Annotated in this window: 17 protein-coding genes, 1 tRNA gene, 2 pseudogenes and 1 riboswitch; of the genes and pseudogenes, 7 read left to right on the top strand and 13 right to left on the bottom strand. The window is 70.4% G+C overall.

Annotated features, from left to right (window positions below):
- Window positions 1-36: 36 nt before the first annotated feature.
- The 4 genes from ACIBCJ_RS06185 to ACIBCJ_RS06170 form a co-directional block, all read right to left on the bottom strand.
- Window positions 37-843, bottom strand: a complete 807-nt coding sequence (locus ACIBCJ_RS06185) for a DUF1707 domain-containing protein (RefSeq protein WP_362094488.1) — start codon at window positions 841-843, stop codon at window positions 37-39.
- A gap of 33 nt (window positions 844-876) precedes the next feature.
- Window positions 877-1,860 carry an ATP-binding cassette domain-containing protein gene (locus ACIBCJ_RS06180; RefSeq protein ID WP_399281924.1) on the bottom strand — a complete coding sequence of 328 codons (984 nt, stop codon included), beginning with the start codon at window positions 1,858-1,860 and terminating at the stop codon, window positions 877-879.
- Between the two features lie 227 nt (window positions 1,861-2,087).
- On the bottom strand, window positions 2,088-2,966 hold the full coding sequence (locus ACIBCJ_RS06175) for an ABC transporter permease (protein WP_399281922.1): 879 nt from the start codon (window positions 2,964-2,966) through the stop codon (window positions 2,088-2,090).
- Window positions 2,959-3,765 (bottom strand): ABC-2 family transporter protein, encoded by an 807-nt coding sequence (locus ACIBCJ_RS06170; RefSeq protein WP_362094481.1) that lies wholly within the window; start codon window positions 3,763-3,765, stop codon window positions 2,959-2,961. Before ACIBCJ_RS06170 ends, ACIBCJ_RS06175 begins: the two co-directional genes overlap by 8 nt.
- A 181-nt stretch (window positions 3,766-3,946) precedes the next feature.
- On the opposite strand from ACIBCJ_RS06170, the gene ACIBCJ_RS06165 reads away from it, so the two are divergent.
- Window positions 3,947-6,418 carry a transglycosylase domain-containing protein gene (locus ACIBCJ_RS06165; RefSeq protein ID WP_365979269.1) on the top strand — a complete coding sequence of 824 codons (2,472 nt, stop codon included), beginning with the start codon at window positions 3,947-3,949 and terminating at the stop codon, window positions 6,416-6,418.
- Here ACIBCJ_RS06165 and ACIBCJ_RS06160 read toward each other — a convergent pair.
- The 3 genes from ACIBCJ_RS06160 to ACIBCJ_RS06150 form a co-directional block, all read right to left on the bottom strand.
- On the bottom strand, window positions 6,412-6,732 hold the full coding sequence (locus ACIBCJ_RS06160) for a multidrug efflux SMR transporter (RefSeq protein ID WP_362094475.1): 321 nt from the start codon (window positions 6,730-6,732) through the stop codon (window positions 6,412-6,414). The two genes, ACIBCJ_RS06165 and ACIBCJ_RS06160, sit on opposite strands and share 7 nt — an antisense overlap.
- A gap of 32 nt (window positions 6,733-6,764) precedes the next feature.
- A riboswitch (guanidine-III (ykkC-III) riboswitch) is annotated at window positions 6,765-6,832 on the bottom strand.
- A 59-nt stretch (window positions 6,833-6,891) separates the two neighbouring features.
- The gene (locus tag ACIBCJ_RS06155; protein WP_133885479.1) at window positions 6,892-7,248 is read right to left on the bottom strand and encodes a co-chaperone GroES; all 357 of its coding nucleotides are present in this window, start codon (window positions 7,246-7,248) and stop codon (window positions 6,892-6,894) included.
- 23 nt (window positions 7,249-7,271) lie between these two features.
- The gene (locus ACIBCJ_RS06150; protein ID WP_362094470.1) at window positions 7,272-7,604 is read right to left on the bottom strand and encodes a DUF3618 domain-containing protein; all 333 of its coding nucleotides are present in this window, start codon (window positions 7,602-7,604) and stop codon (window positions 7,272-7,274) included.
- Between the two features lie 92 nt (window positions 7,605-7,696).
- Here ACIBCJ_RS06150 and bcp point away from each other — a divergent pair, with 92 nt between their 5' ends.
- The 3 genes and pseudogenes from bcp to ACIBCJ_RS06135 all read left to right on the top strand — a co-directional run bounded on the left by bcp (window position 7,697) and on the right by ACIBCJ_RS06135 (window position 8,516).
- Window positions 7,697-8,164, top strand: a complete 468-nt coding sequence (gene bcp / locus ACIBCJ_RS06145) for a thioredoxin-dependent thiol peroxidase (protein ID WP_365978977.1) — start codon at window positions 7,697-7,699, stop codon at window positions 8,162-8,164.
- 105 nt (window positions 8,165-8,269) lie between these two features.
- Window positions 8,270-8,467: pseudogene (locus tag ACIBCJ_RS06140) on the top strand (HNH endonuclease); the annotation flags it as partial.
- Window positions 8,433-8,516: transfer RNA gene (locus tag ACIBCJ_RS06135), tRNA-Leu, on the top strand. The pseudogene ACIBCJ_RS06140 and the gene ACIBCJ_RS06135, both read left to right, overlap by 35 nt.
- A gap of 52 nt (window positions 8,517-8,568) precedes the next feature.
- Here the strand turns inward: ACIBCJ_RS06135 and rdgB are convergent.
- From rdgB to ACIBCJ_RS06115, 4 genes are all read right to left on the bottom strand, one after another.
- Window positions 8,569-9,171, bottom strand: a complete 603-nt coding sequence (rdgB, locus tag ACIBCJ_RS06130) for an RdgB/HAM1 family non-canonical purine NTP pyrophosphatase (RefSeq protein ID WP_362508722.1) — start codon at window positions 9,169-9,171, stop codon at window positions 8,569-8,571.
- A gap of 46 nt (window positions 9,172-9,217) precedes the next feature.
- Complete coding sequence (locus ACIBCJ_RS06125) at window positions 9,218-9,622, bottom strand: hypothetical protein (protein WP_133885473.1); 405 nt, start codon at window positions 9,620-9,622, stop codon at window positions 9,218-9,220.
- Window positions 9,623-9,796: 174 nt separating this feature from the next.
- Window positions 9,797-10,537 carry a ribonuclease PH gene (gene rph, locus ACIBCJ_RS06120; RefSeq protein ID WP_362094456.1) on the bottom strand — a complete coding sequence of 247 codons (741 nt, stop codon included), beginning with the start codon at window positions 10,535-10,537 and terminating at the stop codon, window positions 9,797-9,799.
- A 181-nt stretch (window positions 10,538-10,718) separates the two neighbouring features.
- The gene (locus ACIBCJ_RS06115; RefSeq protein WP_030975226.1) at window positions 10,719-10,952 is read right to left on the bottom strand and encodes a glucose PTS transporter subunit EIIB; all 234 of its coding nucleotides are present in this window, start codon (window positions 10,950-10,952) and stop codon (window positions 10,719-10,721) included.
- A 179-nt stretch (window positions 10,953-11,131) separates the two neighbouring features.
- Between ACIBCJ_RS06115 and ACIBCJ_RS06110 the strand changes: the two genes are divergently transcribed.
- Together ACIBCJ_RS06110 and ACIBCJ_RS06105 are read left to right on the top strand one after the other, a co-directional pair.
- Window positions 11,132-12,427, top strand: coding sequence for a PTS transporter subunit EIIC (locus ACIBCJ_RS06110; protein WP_362094451.1), 1,296 nt, complete (start codon window positions 11,132-11,134; stop codon window positions 12,425-12,427).
- Window positions 12,428-12,653: 226 nt separating this feature from the next.
- Window positions 12,654-13,904, top strand: coding sequence for a PTS transporter subunit EIIC (locus ACIBCJ_RS06105; protein WP_362094448.1), 1,251 nt, complete (start codon window positions 12,654-12,656; stop codon window positions 13,902-13,904).
- 72 nt (window positions 13,905-13,976) lie between these two features.
- On the opposite strand, the gene ACIBCJ_RS06100 is transcribed toward ACIBCJ_RS06105, so the two are convergent.
- On the bottom strand, window positions 13,977-14,729 hold the full coding sequence (locus tag ACIBCJ_RS06100; protein ID WP_362508719.1) for an MBL fold metallo-hydrolase: 753 nt from the start codon (window positions 14,727-14,729) through the stop codon (window positions 13,977-13,979).
- 204 nt (window positions 14,730-14,933) lie between these two features.
- Between ACIBCJ_RS06100 and ACIBCJ_RS06095 the strand changes: the two are divergent.
- Window positions 14,934-15,068 (top strand): annotated as a pseudogene (locus ACIBCJ_RS06095) (type II toxin-antitoxin system PemK/MazF family toxin); the annotation flags it as partial.
- A 292-nt stretch (window positions 15,069-15,360) separates the two neighbouring features.
- Here the strand turns inward: ACIBCJ_RS06095 and ACIBCJ_RS06090 are convergent.
- Entirely contained in the window at window positions 15,361-16,311 is a 951-nt protein-coding gene (locus tag ACIBCJ_RS06090) for a cysteine synthase (protein WP_362094445.1), read from the bottom strand.
- Between the last annotated feature and the right edge of the window lie 5 nt (window positions 16,312-16,316).

The raw sequence follows: 16,316 nt of genomic DNA, 5'->3' as shown, positions 1-16,316 counted from the left end.
CTGACCACCGCCGCGCCGGGCCCGGCGCGGTGGTGGTCAGGTGTCCCGGCGGCGCTCCCTCTCCCGTTCCAGGTCCCGCTCCCGGGACCAGTCGCTGCCGTGCAGGTCGTGGCGGGAGGGGTCCAGCTCACGGCGGTCGGAGCCGCGGTCCAGACGGTCGCGGCCCCTCTCCTGGCGGCGCTCCAGCTTCTCCTGGCGGCGCTCCTCCCTCAGCCGCTGCCGCTCCGCCCGCGTCACCTTGCGCTCGACGCCGACACCGCCCCAGAACGCGAAGCCCGTCACGATCACACGCGGGGCGCCGGGGTCCCCCGGGACGCCCTCCTCGCGGTGGTCGAAGCCGCCCATGATGCCGATGCCGCGCACGATCACCTCGACACCCGGCGGCACGACCACGTTCACGCCGCCCATGATCGCGACGCAGTTGATCACGACCTCGCCGGCCGAGAAGTCCGCCTCCCGCAGGTCGATGTCCCCGCCGCCCCAGAAGGCGAAGGAGTTGAACCGCCTCGGCACCGTCCAGCGCCCCTTGCGCTGGAAGCCGGACATCACGGCGACCGCCCAGCTCGACGACCCCTCACGGCCGGTGATCCGGCCCGCCCAGCCCTCGCCCCGCTCGGGCTCCTTCGTCATCGACACCCGCGGCGCCGGGGCCACCGTGCCGACCGGCAGGTCACGGGTGATCGGCGCCAGCTCCCCGTACGTCCGCGCCTTGTACGTGGCGTCCAGCCGCTCCTCGAACTCGGTCATGTCCAGGCGTCCCTCGGCGAGGGCCTCGCGCAGCACCTCGGCGACTCGTTCGCGGTCGGCGTCGGATGCGCGCAGTTCCCGGGCGTCGTCGGTCATGGACAGCAGCCTACGAGGTCACCGCGCCGGGCACTATGCGCCCGCGCGTTCCGCGTACATCTTCGCGATCACCGACTCGATGTCGGGCTCCCGCACCGACAGGTCCACCAGCGGATACTCCGCCGCGATCCGCGCCACGAGACCCGCCGCCGACGCCGACGCCGGGAAGGCCAGCCACTGCCGCGGCCCCTCCACCCGCACCACCCGGGCCGGCTCCGGCGCCTCGATCGGCGGCAACTCCCGCTCCAGGTCCACCACCAGGGTGCGTTCGCTCTCCCCCGCCTCGTGCAGGCCGTCCAGCGGGCCGTCGTACATCAGCCGCCCGTGGTCGATCACCATCACGCGCGAGCACAGTTGCTCGATGTCCTGCAGGTCGTGCGTGGTCAGCAGCACCGTCGTGCCCCGCTCCGCGTTCAAGTCCCGCAGGAAACCCCGCACCTTGGCCTTCGACACCACGTCGAGCCCGATGGTCGGCTCGTCCAGGTACAGCACCTCCGGGTCGTGCAGCAGCGCCGCCGCGATGTCGCCGCGCATCCGCTGGCCCAGCGAGAGCTGCCGCACCGGCACGTCCAGCAGCTCCCTGAGCTGGAGCAGCTCCACACAGCGGTCCAGGTTCTCCCGGTAACGGGCGTCCGGGATGCGGTACATGCGGTGCATCAGCCGGTAGGAGTCGATCAGCGGCAGGTCCCACCACAGCGTCGTCCGCTGCCCGAAGACCACCCCGATGCGGTGCGCCAGCCGGGTCCGCTCCCGGGACGGGTCGATCCCGGCCACCCGCAGCCGGCCTCCGCTCGGCGTCAGGATGCCGGTGAGCATCTTGATCGTCGTCGACTTCCCGGCGCCGTTCGGGCCGATGTAACCGACCATCTCCCCCCGTGCCACCGTGAACGACAGCCCGTCCACGGCCCGCACCTGCCGCCGCTCCCGCTTCAGGAAGCCCGTCTTCTTGCGCACGTCGAAGACCTTCTCGACCCCGACCAGCTCGATGAACGCCCCGGCGCCGCCCCGCTCCGCCACCGTCGCGGTCCCCGCTTGCGGCACCGGCCCGGGCACCGACACCGATTCCGGTGCCGGTTCCGATTCCGGTGCCGGTTCCGATTCCGGTGCCGGTTCCGATTCCGGTGCCGGTTCCGATTCCGGTGCCGGTTCCGATTCCGGTGCCGGATCCGGTGCCGGATCCGGTCCCGGTTCCGGTTCCGTCGTCTCCGCCATCTGCGGCCTCCCCGCCGTCTCGGCCATCTCGGTCAGCTCCCCGTGCTCCGGTACGAACGCAGACCCGCCCGCCAGGCGAGACCCGCCACTGCACAGCAGGCCACGGCCACCAGCGGCGTCGTGAACGCCGCCCACCCGGGCAGGTCCAGCGGATACGGCCGCCCCAGCACATGACTCGCCGGCAGCCAGTTCACGAACGCCAGCGGGACCACGAACGTCACCCCGCGCACCAGGTCGAGCGCGAACACGGCCGGCGGATACTGAAGCAGCGTCGTACCGCCGTACGTGAAGGCGTTGGCCACCTCCGAGGCGTCCTGCGCCACGAACTGGAACGCCCCCGCCGCCACGAACACCGCGCAGAAGATCCCCGCCCCGCCGACCAGCATCACCGGCATCAGCAGCAGCTTCGCCGCCGTCCAGTCGACGTCGACGACCACCAGCGCGTACCCCAGCACCAGCAGCCCCTGCGTCACCCGGCCGAGCCGGCGCAGCGCGAACCGGTCCGCCGCAACCTGCGCCAGCACCGGCGCCGGACGCACCAGCAGCGTGTCCAGCGTGCCGTCGCGCACCCGGCGCCCCAGCCGGTCCATGGAACCGATCGCCAGGTCGGCCAGCCCGAACGACACCCCCGACAACCCGTACAGGAACGCCACCTCGGGCAGCGACCAGCCGCCCAGCGCGTCCACGCGGGAGAACATCAGCAGGATCGCCACGAAGTCCAGCGCGTTCGTCGCGAAGTTGCCGAACGCCGTCAGCAGGAACGACGTGCGGTAGGCCATCGTCGACCTGATCCACATCCCGGCGATCAGCCCGTACGCGCGGAGCCCCTCGGCCACCCGACCGCGCCGCACCTCCCGCCCGGCGGACCCGGCGGACCCGGCGGCCTCGGCGGACCCGGCGATGTCAGCCACCCTGGACCACCACCCGGCGCGTCGCCGCCGCCTGCACCAGCCGGCCCAGCGCCAGCAGCGCCACCGCCCAGGCCGCCTGGAACAGATACGTCCCCAGCGGATCCGCCTCGCCCAGCAGCACGTCCGCCGGCGCCTGGAGCAGCGACGACCACGGCAGCGCCCGCACCACCTCGCCCAGCGCCCCCGGGAACACGTTCAGCGGCAGCAGCATCCCCGAACAGAACAGCCCCGCCAGCCACGCCATCTGCGTCACCCCCGTGCCGTCGAGCAGCCAGAACGCCGAGAGCGCCACCAGATAGCGCAGCGCGAAACCCACCAGCATCGCCAGCACCAGCGTCACCAGGAACGCCAGCCACACGGACACCTCCCGCGGCAGCGCCACCGGAAAGACCAGCGCCCCGAACACGAACGGCACCACTCCGCGGCCCAGGAACTGGAACAGCGCCCGCCCCACGTCCGCGGCCAGCCACCACAGCTGGAGATCGGCGGGCCGGTACAGGTCGACGGCGACATCACCCGTACGGATGCGCTCCATCAGCTCGTCCTCGGCCCCGCCGCCCCCGATCGCCAGCGCCGCCAGCAACGCCTGCCCCAGCCACACGAACGTGACGGCCTGCGCCTGGTCGTACCCTCCGAGGTGCGGTTTCTCGTCCCACAGGGCCAGATAGGTGTACACCAGGATCAAGCCGAAGACCGTGTTGGTGAACACCCCGGCGGCGGTGGCCGCCCGATACGTCGCGTACCGTCGGAATTCCCCCGCCGCGACGGCCACGTACAACCGCCCCGAGCCCGCACCCACGACCCTCCCCCTCCGACCGGCACCGAAGCGCAGGAGCCTAGTGCGACCGCGACCACCCGTGCCACGGAATTTCACGGGTGTGCCGTCGAGTGGGAACGGAACTCTCGGTGCGAGAGTCTTCATCAGAAGAACTCAGACGTTCTGAAAACCGTACGAAGTGAAACAGGAGTCCGTGCACGAGATGAGCGACGAGCCGCAGCCGCAGCAGCCGCACCCAGGCTGGGCGCAGAGAGAGCCCCAGGCGGCCGGCGAGGGACCGACGGGGGGAGCCGGAACACCGGGCACGCCGGGCACACCGGCCGACTCCGGGAAGGCGAAGAAGCCCAAGCGTCCCCGCCGCACCGGATGGCGCCGGCTGATCCCCACCTGGCGCATCGTGCTGAGCACCGTGGTCGTCGGACTCCTGCTGATCGTCGGCGGCTTCTTCCTCGGCTACCAGCTCGTGCAGATCCCCCCGGCCAACGCGCTCGCCACCAAGCAGTCCAACGTCTACCTGTACGCCGACGGCAGCGTCCTCGCCCGCGACGGCGAGGTCAACCGCGAGAGCGTCGGCCTCGCCCGGATCTCCAAGGACGCCCAGCACGCCGTCCTCGCCGCCGAGGACCGCGACTTCTACACCGAGTCCGCCATCGACCCCGGGGCGATGGTCCGGGCCGGCTGGAACACCGCCACCGGCAAGGGCAAGCAGTCCGGCTCCACGATCACCCAGCAGTACGTCAAGAACTACTACCTGGGCCAGGAGCAGACCGTCACCCGCAAGGTGAAGGAGTTCTTCATCTCGATCAAGCTCGACCGCGAGAAGAGCAAGAGCGAGATCCTCGAGGGCTACCTCAACACCAGCTTCTTCGGCCGCGGCGCCTACGGCATCCAGGCCGCCGCCCAGGCCTACTTCGGCACCGACGCCAAGGACCTCACCGCCGCGCAGGGCGCCTACCTCGCCTCCCTGCTCAACGCCCCCAGCCAGTACGACGTCGTCGCCCACCCCGAGAACAAGCCCGCCGCCGAGGCCCGCTGGAAGTACGTCATGAACGGCATGGTCGACAAGGGCTGGCTCAGCCCCGCCGACCGCGCCGCCGCCACGTTCCCCAAGCCCAAGCAGTCCACGATCTCCACCAACATGTCCGGACAGCGCGGCTACGTCGTCAACATCGTCAAGTCGTACCTGACCGAGAACGGCATCGTCGACGAGGAGGAACTCGGCCGCGGCGGCTACCGCATCACCACCACCCTGCAGAAGGACAAGCAGGACGCCTTCGTCAAGGCCGTCGACGACAAGCTGATCTCCCAGCTCGACAAGAAGGAACGCAAGGTCGACACCTACGTCCGCGCCGGCGGCGCCTCCGTCGACCCGAAGACCGGCAAGGTCGTCGCGATGTACAACGGCATCGACTACGTCAAGCAGTACACACCCAACGCCGTCCGCCGCGACTTCCAGGTCGGCTCCACCTTCAAGCCCTTCGTCTTCACGTCCGCCGTCGAGAACCACTCCGAGACGCAGGACGGCCGCACCATCAACCCCAACACCCGCTACGACGGCACCAGCGAACGCCCCGTCCAGGGCTGGAGCGGCGGCCGCTACGCCCCCGAGAACGAGGACCACCACGACTACGGCCACGTCACCGTCCGCGAGGCCACCGACAAGTCCGTGAACGCCGTGTACGCCCAGATGGCCGTCGACGTCGGCTCCGACAAGGTCAAGCAGACCGCGATCGACCTCGGACTCTCCAAGAACACCCCCGAACTGCCCCCCTCCCCCTCCATCGCCCTCGGCGTCGCCACCGCCAGCCCCCTCGACATGGCCCAGGCCTACGCGACCATCGCCAACCACGGCAGGCACAGCACGTACACGCTGGTCGAGAAGGTCATGAAGGACGGCAAGCAGGAGGTCGACCTGCCGCAGCGGCGCGAACACCAGGCCGTCAGCCGCGAATCCGCCGACACCACCACCTCGGTGCTGCGCAGCGTCGTCGAGAAGGGCACCGCCACCGCCGCCCAGGCCGCCGGCCGCCCCGCCGCGGGCAAGACCGGCACCGCCGAGGAGGACACGGCCGCCTGGTTCGCCGGCTACACCCCCGACCTCGCCACCGTCGTCGCCGTCATGGGCCAGGACCCGAAGACCGCCGCCCACAAGCCCCTGTACGGCGCCATGGGCCTCGCCCGTATCAACGGCGGCGGCGCGCCCGCCGAGATCTGGAGCCAGTACACCCGCAACGCCCTGGAGGGCGAGCCGGTCGCCGACTTCGACCTCCAGCTCCAGGACGGCGCCGACGTCACCGCGCCCCCGAGCGGCGACGCCTCGGACGAACCCGGCGACGGCGACGAGAGCGGCAGCAGCGACCCGGACGACCAGCCCACCGGCGACGAGGACGGCTCCGGCACCGACACCCCCGGCGACTCCGGGGGCAGCACCCCGCCCGGCGACTCCGGCGGCCACGAGTCCGGGCCCCCGTCGACCGGCGGCGGCACCCCCTCCACCGGCGGCCCCAGCACCGAACCTGGCCCCACCGGCGGCGGCGACTCCGGCGGCGACGACTCCTCGAACGGCGGCACGGGACCGGGCGGCGGCGGGGACACGACCGGCGCCGGCGGCGGCGACTCGGACACCACCGCGGGCACGGTCGCCGGCCTCCCCGCCACACCCCGGCGTCAGTGACCCGAGGTCGCCTTCAGACCCACCACGGCGACCAGCAGCAGACAGATGAAGAAGATCCGGGCGGCGGTGGCCGGCTCACCCAGCACCACCATGCCGAGCACCGCCGCCCCGGCCGCGCCGATCCCCACCCACACGCCGTAGGCCGTACCGATGGGCAGCGTCCGGGCCGCGTACGACAGCAGCATCATGCTCGCCACGATCCCGGCACCCGTGAACACGCTCGGCCACAGCCGCGTGAAACCCTCGGTGTACTTCATCCCGATCGACCAGCCGACCTCGAGCAGACCGGCGACGACGAGCAGAACCCACGCCATGACAGGCACCTCCGTGAAACGAACTGAACGGTGGTGCGTCGTCTTTTCCTTCAGCCCGGTACGGCGCGTCTCGTCGGGGTGCTTCCCAAGGTAGCAAAGACAACGGAAAGGGCCTGGTGACTCCGGTCACCAGGCCCTCAAGCCCTACTGCCCTACTGCCTACAGATACAGCCCGGTGGAGTCCTCCGACCCCTCGAACCGGTCCGCGGCCACGGCGTGCAGGTCACGCTCGCGCATGAGCACGTAGCCCACGCCCCGCACCTCGACCTCCGCACGGTCCTCCGGGTCGTACAGCACCCGGTCCCCCGGCTCCACGGTCCGTACGTTCTGCCCGACCGCGACGACCTCCGCCCACGCCAGCCGCTTGCCGACGGCCGCCGTCGCGGGGATCAGGATGCCGCCCCCGGAACGCCGCTCGCCCTCACCGGTGTCCTGCCGCACGAGCACGCGGTCGTGCAGCATCCGGATGGGCAGCTTGTCGTCCTGGGGACCGTGCTCGTTCTTCTTGGCGCTCACGCCCTGAACCTACCCGCCCCCGCTCAGCGCTTCCGCCGCCGGGTGCCGCTCAGGGCCAGCAGCCCCACGACCCCGGCCACGACCAGCGCGGCCGGCAGGACCCGCTCCATCCGCGGAGAGCCCTGCTCGTCCACGAACCGCGCCTTCACATCGCTGACCACGCGATTGGCCTGGACGTACGCCCGCCCCAGCGTGTGATCGACGCTGGAGGCCACCTTGGCCTTCGCGTCGTCGACGATCGTCTTGGGGTGCACTCGCATCCCGAGCTCGTCGAGCGTCTCGGCCAGCACCTCGCGGCGGCGCTTGATGTCCGCCTCGATCTGCGCCGGGGTTCTGATGTCCGACGTGTCCGCCACCGTACGCCTCCGCAGTCTTCCGACACTGTCCCGGACAGTCTGTCAGCTACTTCCCTCTCCGCACTGTCAGGACCCCCCGTTACGCTGACCCGATGAGCGAGCGACTCCAGCCCGGGGACCCGGCCCCGGCCTTCACCCTCCAGGACGCCGACGGCAACGAGGTGTCCCTGTCCGACCACAAGGGCCGGAAGGTCATCGTCTACTTCTACCCTGCGGCGCTTACCCCCGGCTGCACGAAGCAGGCCTGCGACTTCACGGACAACCTGGAGCTGCTGGCCGGCGCCGGGTACGACGTGCTCGGCATCTCCCCGGACAAGCCCGAGAAGCTGGCCAAGTTCCGCGAGACCGAGTCCCTGAAGGTCACCCTCCTCGCCGACCCGGACAAGAAGGTCCTCGACGCGTACGGCGCCTTCGGCGAGAAGAAGAACTACGGCAAGACCTACATGGGCGTCATCCGCTCCACGATCGTCGTCGACGAGGAGGGCAAGGTCGAACGCGCCCTGTACAACGTCCGCGCGACGGGCCACGTAGCCAAGATCATCAAGGACCTGGGGGTCTGAAGTCCCCCTGCGCGGCCCGTACCGGCGGCATGCGGTACGGGCCCTTCCTATTCCGTGCGTGACTGCCCTATCGGCGGGCGAGTTGAGTGACGCGGTCAGTGACCCGGAAACCCGATGACCTTGGAGGTCGATCACGTCATCGGGGACCGGAGTGACAATCGACGCGAGAACCTGCGGTTGCTGTGTCCGAACTGCCACGCGATGACGAGCACCTGGTGCAGGGGACGCTCAAGGCGACATGCGACTCCCGGTACGATGGCACACGCTGGCGGCGGTGGCGCAACGGCGACGCAGCAGACTTAGGATCTGTGGCCCCTGATCGGGCTTGAGGGTTCGAATCCCTTCCGCCGCACACGAACGGCCTGCGAATCCAAGGGGATACGCAGGCCGTTGTTGTGCGCGTCTCAGCCCAGCAGCTCCCGTACCACCGGTACCAGTGCCCGGAACGCCTTGCCTCGGTGGCTGATCGCGTTCTTCTCGGCCGCCGTCAGTTCCGCGCAGGTCCGGGTCTCGCCGTCCGGCTGGAGGATCGGGTCGTAGCCGAAGCCGCCCGTGCCGGCGGGCTCGTGGCGGAGGGTGCCCCGCAGCTGCCCCTCGACCACCCTCTCCGTGCCGTCGGGCAGGGCCAGGGCCGCCGCGCAGGCGAAGTACGCGCCCCGGTGTGCGTCGGCGATGTCGCCGATCTGGGCGAGGAGGAGGTCGAGGTTGGCCTGGTCGTCGCCGTGGCGGCCCGCCCAGCGGGCGGAGAAGATGCCCGGCGCGCCGTTCAGGACGTCGACGCAGAGGCCGGAGTCGTCGGCGACGGCGGGGAGGCCGGTGGCCTGGGCGAGGGCGTGGGCCTTGAGCAGGGCGTTCTCGGCGAAGGTGACGCCGGTTTCCTTGACGTCGGGGATGTGCGGGTAGGCGTCCGCGCCGACGAGGTCGTGGGGCAGGCCCGCGTCGGCGAGGATGGCCCGCAGTTCGGTGATCTTTCCGGCGTTGCGGGTGGCGAGGATCAGGCGGCTCATGGGTCCAGTATCCCGGGCGTCCGCCGGTGCTCCGGCACCCGCTCCGCTACGGCGTGCAGACCTTGGTCAGCTCGCCCGCAGCGTCGGTGACGGGGCTGAGGTCGGGGGTCTTGTCGCCGTTCTCCACGGAGGTGCGGACGTTGTCCACGGCCTTGCCGAGGTCGTCGACGGCCTTGTTGACGTCGGCGTTGTCGGTCTGGTCGCCGATGTTGTCGAGGTTCTTGTCGATGGAGTCGAGGGACTCCTCCCACTGGGTGGGGTCGGACGTGTTCTCCACCGCCTGCTGGAGTTCGGTGACGCTGTCGGCTATCCCGTCGGCCGTGCGTACGCAGTCGAGGGCCTTGTCGACGGCGTCGCAGCCGGTGGTGAGGCCGGCCGTCAGGGCGATGGCCGCCGCGGTGGCGACGGCGGTGGCGGTGCGGCGAAGGCTGCGGTGACGGCTCGCGGCCATGGCTCTCGGTCCTCCCCTTGGGACAGGGCCGGGCGGCCCGTGTGCGGTGCGGCGTCGGGCGTACGGCAGGGACTGCTGCCGTACGCCCGTGGTGCTGTACTGCTAGGGACGCGCCTGCGGCGGGCCGAGTTGCGTGTCCGGCCGCCTTTCCTTGAGGGGTCTTTGGTGCTCCCTTTACCTTTCGAGAGCGGTGTCGAGTGCCGCGCGCTGGAGTGCGGCGAGTTCCGTGCAGCCGGCGGTGGCGAGGTCGAGCAGGGTGTTCAGCTCGTCGCGCGCGAAGGGCTCGGCCTCGGCGGTGCCCTGGACCTCGACGAAGCGGCCGTCGCCGGTGCAGACGACGTTCATGTCGGTGTCGGCGCGGACGTCTTCCTCGTAGCGCAGGTCGAGGAGGGGGGTGCCGTCGACGATGCCGACGGAGACGGCGGAGACGGTGCCGGTGAGCGGCTTGCGGCTGGGCTTGATCAGCTTCTTGGTGTGCTGGGCCCAGGTGATGGCGTCGGCGAGGGCGACGTAGGCGCCGGTGATGGCGGCGGTGCGGGTACCGCCGTCGGCCTGCAGGACGTCGCAGTCGAGGACGATGGTGTTCTCGCCGAGTGCCTTGTAGTCGATGACGGCGCGCAGGGACCGGCCGATGAGGCGGCTGATCTCGTGGGTGCGGCCGCCGATGCGGCCCTTGACGGACTCGCGGTCGCCGCGGGTGTTGGTGGCGCGGGGGAGCATGGCGTATTCGGCGGTGACCCAGCCTTCGCCGCTGCCCTTGCGCCAGCGGGGGACGCCTTCGGTGACGGAGGCGTTGCAGAGGACCTTGGTGTCGCCGAAGGAGACGAGGACGGAGCCTTCGGCGTGCTTGCTCCAGCCGCGTTCGATGGTGACGGGGCGGAGCTGCTGGGGGGTGCGGCCGTCGATGCGTGACATGCGGGTGAGCCTAGCGGCCCATGGGGAAGGGGCCGTCCCCGCGGTGGAGGAGGCCCCTTGCCCGTGATGCGGTGATGCGGTGATGCCGTGATGGGGTGCGAGCGGTGGGCGCGGTGGGTGCGGCGGAGCGCTGTCCACCGGCTGGCTTCACCGGCTCGCTCAACCGGCTCGCTTCACCGGCTCACATCATGTCTTCGATCTCCGCGGCGATCGGGTCGGCGTCGGTGCCGATGACGACCTGGATGGCGGTGCCCATCTTGACGACGCCGTGGGCGCCGGCGGCCTTGAGGGCGGCTTCGTTGACCAGCTCCGGGTCGTTGACCTCGGTACGGAGTCGGGTGATGCAGCCTTCGATCTCGTCGATGTTGTCGATGCCGCCGAGGCCGGCGACGATCTTCTCAGCCTTGCTGGCCATGTTCGTTCTCCCTGATCCGAGCCGCTTTGTCGCAGTAACCCACAGTTGGCCCATCTTCGCGAGCCATCGTGCGCTCGGTCGCGAATGATGGCGTCACGACGGCGGAGCCGTCCGTCAACTGGTCTACACCAGTGTACCGGCGGCCGGGTCGGACCGGACCGAGACCGGAGGGAGACCGGATGAGCGCCGACAGCGCGGTCAGTCCCGCTCGCGCCCGTTGGAACACGGCGTTCCAAGGGTTGCAGAAGATGGGCCGCTCCCTCCAGTTGCCCATCGCGGTGCTGCCCGCCGCCGGCATCCTCAACCGGCTGGGGCAGCCGGACGTGTTCGGGGACGACGGTCTGGGCTGGACGAACGTCTCGAAGGTGATGACGGGCGCGGGCGGTGCGCTGCTCGACGGGGCGCTGGGGCTGCCGCTGCTGTTCTGTGTGGGCGTGGCCATCGGGATGGCGAAGAAGGCCGACGGTTCGACGGCGCTGGCGGCGGTGGCGGGGTTCCTCGTCTACTACAACGTGCTGCGGCAGTTCCCGGAGGACTGTCCGGAGGGGTCGAAGGCGGTGCCGCAGGTCGGTTGCCAGGTGACCGACGGTTCGGGCGAGGTGACGGCGTTCGTCTTCCAGAACCCGGGGGTCTTCGGCGGCATCGTGATGGGGTTGCTGACGGCGTACTTCTGGCGGCGGTTCCACCGGACGAAGCTGGTGGACTGGCTGGGCTTCTTCAACGGGCGCCGGCTGGTGCCGATCATCATGGCGTTCCTGGCGATCGTGTTCGCGGCGCTGTGCCTGTGGGTGTGGCCGCCGATCGGTGACGCGCTGGAGAGTTTCAGCGACTGGATGACCGGGATCGGCGCGTGGGGCTCGGGTGTGTTCGGGCTGGCGAACCGGGCGCTGCTGGTGATCGGGCTGCACCAGTTCCTGAACGTGCCGATGTGGTTCCAGTTCGGTTCGTACACGAAGCCGGACGGCACGGTGGTGCACGGCGACATCAACATGTTCCTGGCGGGTGATCCGGACGCGGGCCAGTTCACGACGGGCTTCTTCCCGATCATGATGTTCGCGCTGCCGGCGGCGGCTCTGGCGATCACGCACTGCGCCAAGCCGCACCGGCGCAAGGAGGTCGGCGGCCTGATGCTGTCGGTGGCGCTGACGTCGTTCGTGACCGGGATCACGGAGCCGCTGGAGTACTCGTTCCTGTTCATCGCTCCCGTGCTGTACGCGGTGCACGCGGTGCTGACGGGTGTGTCGATGGCGGTGACGTGGGCGCTGGGGGTGAAGGACGGGTTCAGCTTCTCGGCGGGGCTGATCGACTACGTCATCAACTGGAACCTGGCGACGAAGCCGTGGCTGATCATTCCGATCGGGCTGGGCTTCGCGGCGGTGTACTACACGGTCTTCCGGTTCGCGATCACGAAGTTCGATCTGAAGACTCCGGGGCGGGAGCCCGAGGACGAGGTGGAGGACGTCACCAAGGTGTAGACCACTTCGGTCCTCACGTACCCTTTGAGGGTGGTCTCGCGAAGGCCCCCGGACCGTCGGTCCGGGGGCCTTCTCCGCGCCCTCCCACGCCTGTGAGCAGGGGACTTGGGCGAGTACTGCGCGTAGCGGTCCGGTCGCGGAATCGCGGGTTCCTTACGTGGCCTTCATCGTGCTACAACAGGTCTACACCACTGAGTGGTGTAGACCACCACCCGATGGAGGAAGTATGAGCACCGCCACCGACAAGGCGGCCCCCGCAAAGAAGCGGGGATCTGGTCTCTTGCAGGGGTTGCAGAAGGTAGGACGCAGCCTGCAGCTCCCGATCGCCGTGCTGCCGGCGGCGGGCATCATGGTCCGGCTCGGCCAGGACGACATCTTCGGCAAGGACGGTCTCGGCTGGGACAAGGTCGCCGCCGTCTTCAACAACGCGGGTGGTGCCCTCACGGGCTCGCTGCCGATCCTGTTCTGCATAGGCGTGGCCATCGGCTTCGCCAAGAAGGCCGACGGCTCGACCGCACTGGCCGCGGTGGTGGGCTTCCTCGTCTACAGCAAGGTGCTCGAGGCCTTCCCGGTCACCGAGGCGGTGGTCAAGAACGGCCCGGACGTCGCCGCGACGTACAACGACCCGGGTGTGCTCGGCGGCATCATCATGGGTCTGCTCGCCGCCGTGCTGTGGCAGCGGTTCCACCGGACCAAGCTGGTGGACTGGCTCGGCTTCTTCAACGGCCGTCGCCTGGTGCCGATCATCATGGCGTTCGTCGGCATCGTCGTCGGTGTGTTCTTCGGTCTGGTCTGGGAGCCCATCGGCGACGGCATCTCGAACTTCGGCGAGTGGATGACCAGCCTCGGCTCCGGCGGCGCGGCCCTGTTCGGCGGCGTGAACCGCGCGCTGATCCCGGTCGGCATGCACCAGTTCGTGAACACGGTGGCCTGGTTCCAGCTCGGTGACTTCACGGACGCGGCCGGTCAGGCCTGGCAGGGCGACATCCCGCGCTTCCTGCACGGCGACCCGTCCGCGGGCATGTACCAGTCGGGCTTCTTCCCGATCATGATGTTCGGCCTGCCGGCCGCCGCCCTGGCCATGGCGCACACCGCCCGCCCGGAGCGCCGCAAGGCCGTCCTCGGCATGATGGTCTCGCTCGCGCTGACCTCGTTCGTCACCGGTGTGACCGAACCGATCGAGTTCTCCTTCATGTTCATCGCGCCGGTCCTATACGTCATCCACGCGGTCCTCACCGCGGCCTCGATGGCGATCACCTGGGGACTGGGCGTCCATGACGGCTTCAACTTCTCGGCCGGATTCATCGACTACGCCCTGAACTGGAGCCTGGCCACCAAGCCATGGATGATCATTCCGATCGGTCTGGTCTTCGCGGTCGTCTACTACGTGCTCTTCCGCTTCGCGATCGTCAAGTTCGACCTGAAGACCCCGGGCCGCGAGCCCGAGGAGGAGATCGAGGACCTCACCAAGGCGTGAGCCCCGGCCGTACGGCATGACGAAGGCCCCGGAACCGTGAAGGGTTCCGGGGCCTTCGCGCGCGTCCGGGGCTCAGATCTCGTACACCGCGCCCGCCGTGGCGACCTCCACGGTCCCGTCGTAGACCTCGCGCGCGTCGGCGCGGTTGACCTCGGGGTCGGTCCACGGGGGGATGTGGGTGAGCACCAGGCGCCGGGCACCGGCGCGGGCGGCGCTCTCGCCCGCCTCGCGTCCGTTCAGGTGCAGGTCGGGGATGTTCTCCTTGCCGTGCGTGAAGGCGGCCTCGCACAGGAACAGGTCGGTGTCGCGGGCGAGTTCGTCCAGCACGGGGGTGACGCCCGTGTCGCCGGAGTACGTCAGTGAGCGGCCGCCGTGCTCGATGCGGATGGCGTAGGCCTCCACGGGGTGGGCGACGCGCTCGGTGTGCACGGTGAACGGGCCGACCTCGAACGTGGAGGGCTTGACCGTGTGGAAGTCGAACACCTCGCTCATGGACGAGGCGGAGGGTGTGTCGGCGTAGGCGGTGGTCAGCCGGTGCTCGGTGCCCTCGGGTCCGTAGACCGGGAGCGGGGCGCAGCGGCCGCCGTCGTGCCGGTAGTAGCGCGCGACGAAGTAGGCGCACATGTCGATGCAGTGGTCGGCGTGCAGGTGGCTGAGGAAGATCGCGTCGAGGTCGTAGAGACCGCAGTGGCGCTGCAGCTCGCCGAGGGCTCCGTTGCCCATGTCGAGGAGCAGCCGGAAGCCGTCGGCCTCGACGAGGTAGCTCGAGCAGGCCGATTCCGCGGACGGGAACGACCCCGAGCAGCCGACGACGGTGAGCTTCATGAAGCAGAAACCTCCGCTGGCGCGTGTGGAGAGACGGGGGTCGTGCGGTTCGTCGAGCGTAAGGCGCGAAACCTGTGGTCGCTCCTCCGCCAGGGGCCGTTGTGGGCGAACTCACCTGTGGGATCACCGGTTCGGCTGGACGTGGGGAGCGCGGGACCACGGAGGGGGCGCGCGGTGGCGGCGTGCGCCGGTACGGTCGACGGTATGGACACGTCCTGGTGGCTCGTCTTCGCGGCGGTGGTACCGCTGGCGCTCGTCGCCACGGTCGTCGACGGCTGGGGCAGGGGGCGCCGGCCTCGCGGCGGGAAGCGCCGGCCCGGGGGCCGGCGGGGCGGGCGCGGGCGGGACGAGCGGGGGCCCGGGGGCTGAGCTACGGCGTTACAGGGGGCCCGGAGGCAGACGCCCGGCGGCGTCGCAGAGGGCCCAGGAGCAGATGCCCGGCGGCGTTGCAGGGGCCCAGGTGCTGACGCCCGGCGGAGTGCGCGGATGTCCGGGGCTTCCGGCGGTGTCCGCGGACCCGGACCGACGCCCCACGGTGGGCAGGGGGCCCGCACGCCGCGGTGGGCAGGGGGCCCGCACGCCGCGGTGGGCAGGGGGCCCGCGCCCCGCGGCGGGGGCGCGGGAGGAGGCGTCAGGCCCAGAGCTGGCCGTGGAGGGTTTCGATGGCGGCCTCGGTCGTCTCGGCGGTGTAGACGCCCGTCGAGAGGTACTTCCAGCCGCCGTCGGCGACGACGAACACGATGTCCGCGCTCTCGCCGGCCTTGACGGCCTTCTTCCCCACGCCGATCGCGGCGTGCAGCGCGGCGCCGGTGGAGACGCCCGCGAAGATGCCCTCCTGCTGGAGCAGCTCGCGGGTGCGGGTGACCGCGTCGGCGGAGCCCACGGAGAAGCGGGTGGTGAGGACGGAGGCGTCGTACAGCTCGGGCACGAAGCCCTCGTCGAGGTTGCGCAGGCCGTACACGAGGTCGTCGTAGCGCGGTTCGGCGGCGACGATCCTGACGTCCGGCTTGTGCTCGCGCAGGAAGCGGCCGACGCCCATCAGCGTCCCCGTCGTCCCGAGGCCGGCGACGAAGTGGGTGATCGAGGGCAGGTCGGCGAGGATCTCGGGGCCGGTGCCGGCGTAGTGGGCGCCGGCGTTGTCCGGGTTGCCGTACTGGTAGAGCATCACCCAGTCCGGGTGCTCGGCGGAGAGTTCCTTGGCGACCCGTACGGCGGTGTTGGAGCCGCCCGCGGCCGGGGAGGAGATGATCTCCGCGCCCCACATGGCGAGCAGGTCCCGGCGTTCCTGGGAGGTGTTCTCGGGCATCACGCAGACGATGCGGTAGCCCTTGAGCTTGGCGGCCATGGCCAGCGAGATGCCGGTGTTGCCGCTGGTGGGTTCGAGGATCGTGCAGCCCTTGGTGAGGCGGCCGTCCTTCTCCGCCTGCTCGATCATGTGCAGCGCGGGCCGGTCCTTGATGGAGCCGGTGGGATTGCGGTCCTCCAGCTTGGCCCAGATGCGGACGTCGTCGGACGGCGACAGCCGCGGCAGGCGCACCAGAGGGGTGTTGCCCACCGCGGCCAGCGGGGAGTCGTAACGCATCGGCG

Origin of the sequence: Streptomyces sp. NPDC051136 (assembly GCF_044455745.1) — a bacterium.
Lineage (GTDB): Bacteria > Actinomycetota > Actinomycetes > Streptomycetales > Streptomycetaceae > Streptomyces.
Note: the sequence above shows the minus strand (reverse complement) of the source record. Positions and strands in the feature narration are given on the sequence as shown.

Excerpts from the sequence above, each read along its gene's own strand:
- bcp (WP_365978977.1), top strand. The coding sequence starts at position 7,697 with ATGAGCGAGCGACTCCAGCCCGGGGACCCGGCCCCGGCCTTCACCCTC.
- rdgB (WP_362508722.1), bottom strand. The coding sequence starts at position 9,171 with ATGAGCCGCCTGATCCTCGCCACCCGCAACGCCGGAAAGATCACCGAA.
- ACIBCJ_RS06125 (WP_133885473.1), bottom strand. The coding sequence starts at position 9,622 with ATGGCCGCGAGCCGTCACCGCAGCCTTCGCCGCACCGCCACCGCCGTC.
- ACIBCJ_RS06105 (WP_362094448.1), top strand. The coding sequence starts at position 12,654 with ATGAGCACCGCCACCGACAAGGCGGCCCCCGCAAAGAAGCGGGGATCT.
- ACIBCJ_RS06115 (WP_030975226.1), bottom strand. The coding sequence starts at position 10,952 with ATGGCCAGCAAGGCTGAGAAGATCGTCGCCGGCCTCGGCGGCATCGAC.
- ACIBCJ_RS06160 (WP_362094475.1), bottom strand. The coding sequence starts at position 6,732 with ATGGCGTGGGTTCTGCTCGTCGTCGCCGGTCTGCTCGAGGTCGGCTGG.
- ACIBCJ_RS06110 (WP_362094451.1), top strand. The coding sequence starts at position 11,132 with ATGAGCGCCGACAGCGCGGTCAGTCCCGCTCGCGCCCGTTGGAACACG.
- ACIBCJ_RS06185 (WP_362094488.1), bottom strand. The coding sequence starts at position 843 with ATGACCGACGACGCCCGGGAACTGCGCGCATCCGACGCCGACCGCGAA.
- ACIBCJ_RS06090 (WP_362094445.1), bottom strand. The coding sequence starts at position 16,311 with ATGCGTTACGACTCCCCGCTGGCCGCGGTGGGCAACACCCCTCTGGTG.
- ACIBCJ_RS06165 (WP_365979269.1), top strand. The coding sequence starts at position 3,947 with ATGAGCGACGAGCCGCAGCCGCAGCAGCCGCACCCAGGCTGGGCGCAG.
- ACIBCJ_RS06100 (WP_362508719.1), bottom strand. The coding sequence starts at position 14,729 with ATGAAGCTCACCGTCGTCGGCTGCTCGGGGTCGTTCCCGTCCGCGGAA.
- rph (WP_362094456.1), bottom strand. The coding sequence starts at position 10,537 with ATGTCACGCATCGACGGCCGCACCCCCCAGCAGCTCCGCCCCGTCACC.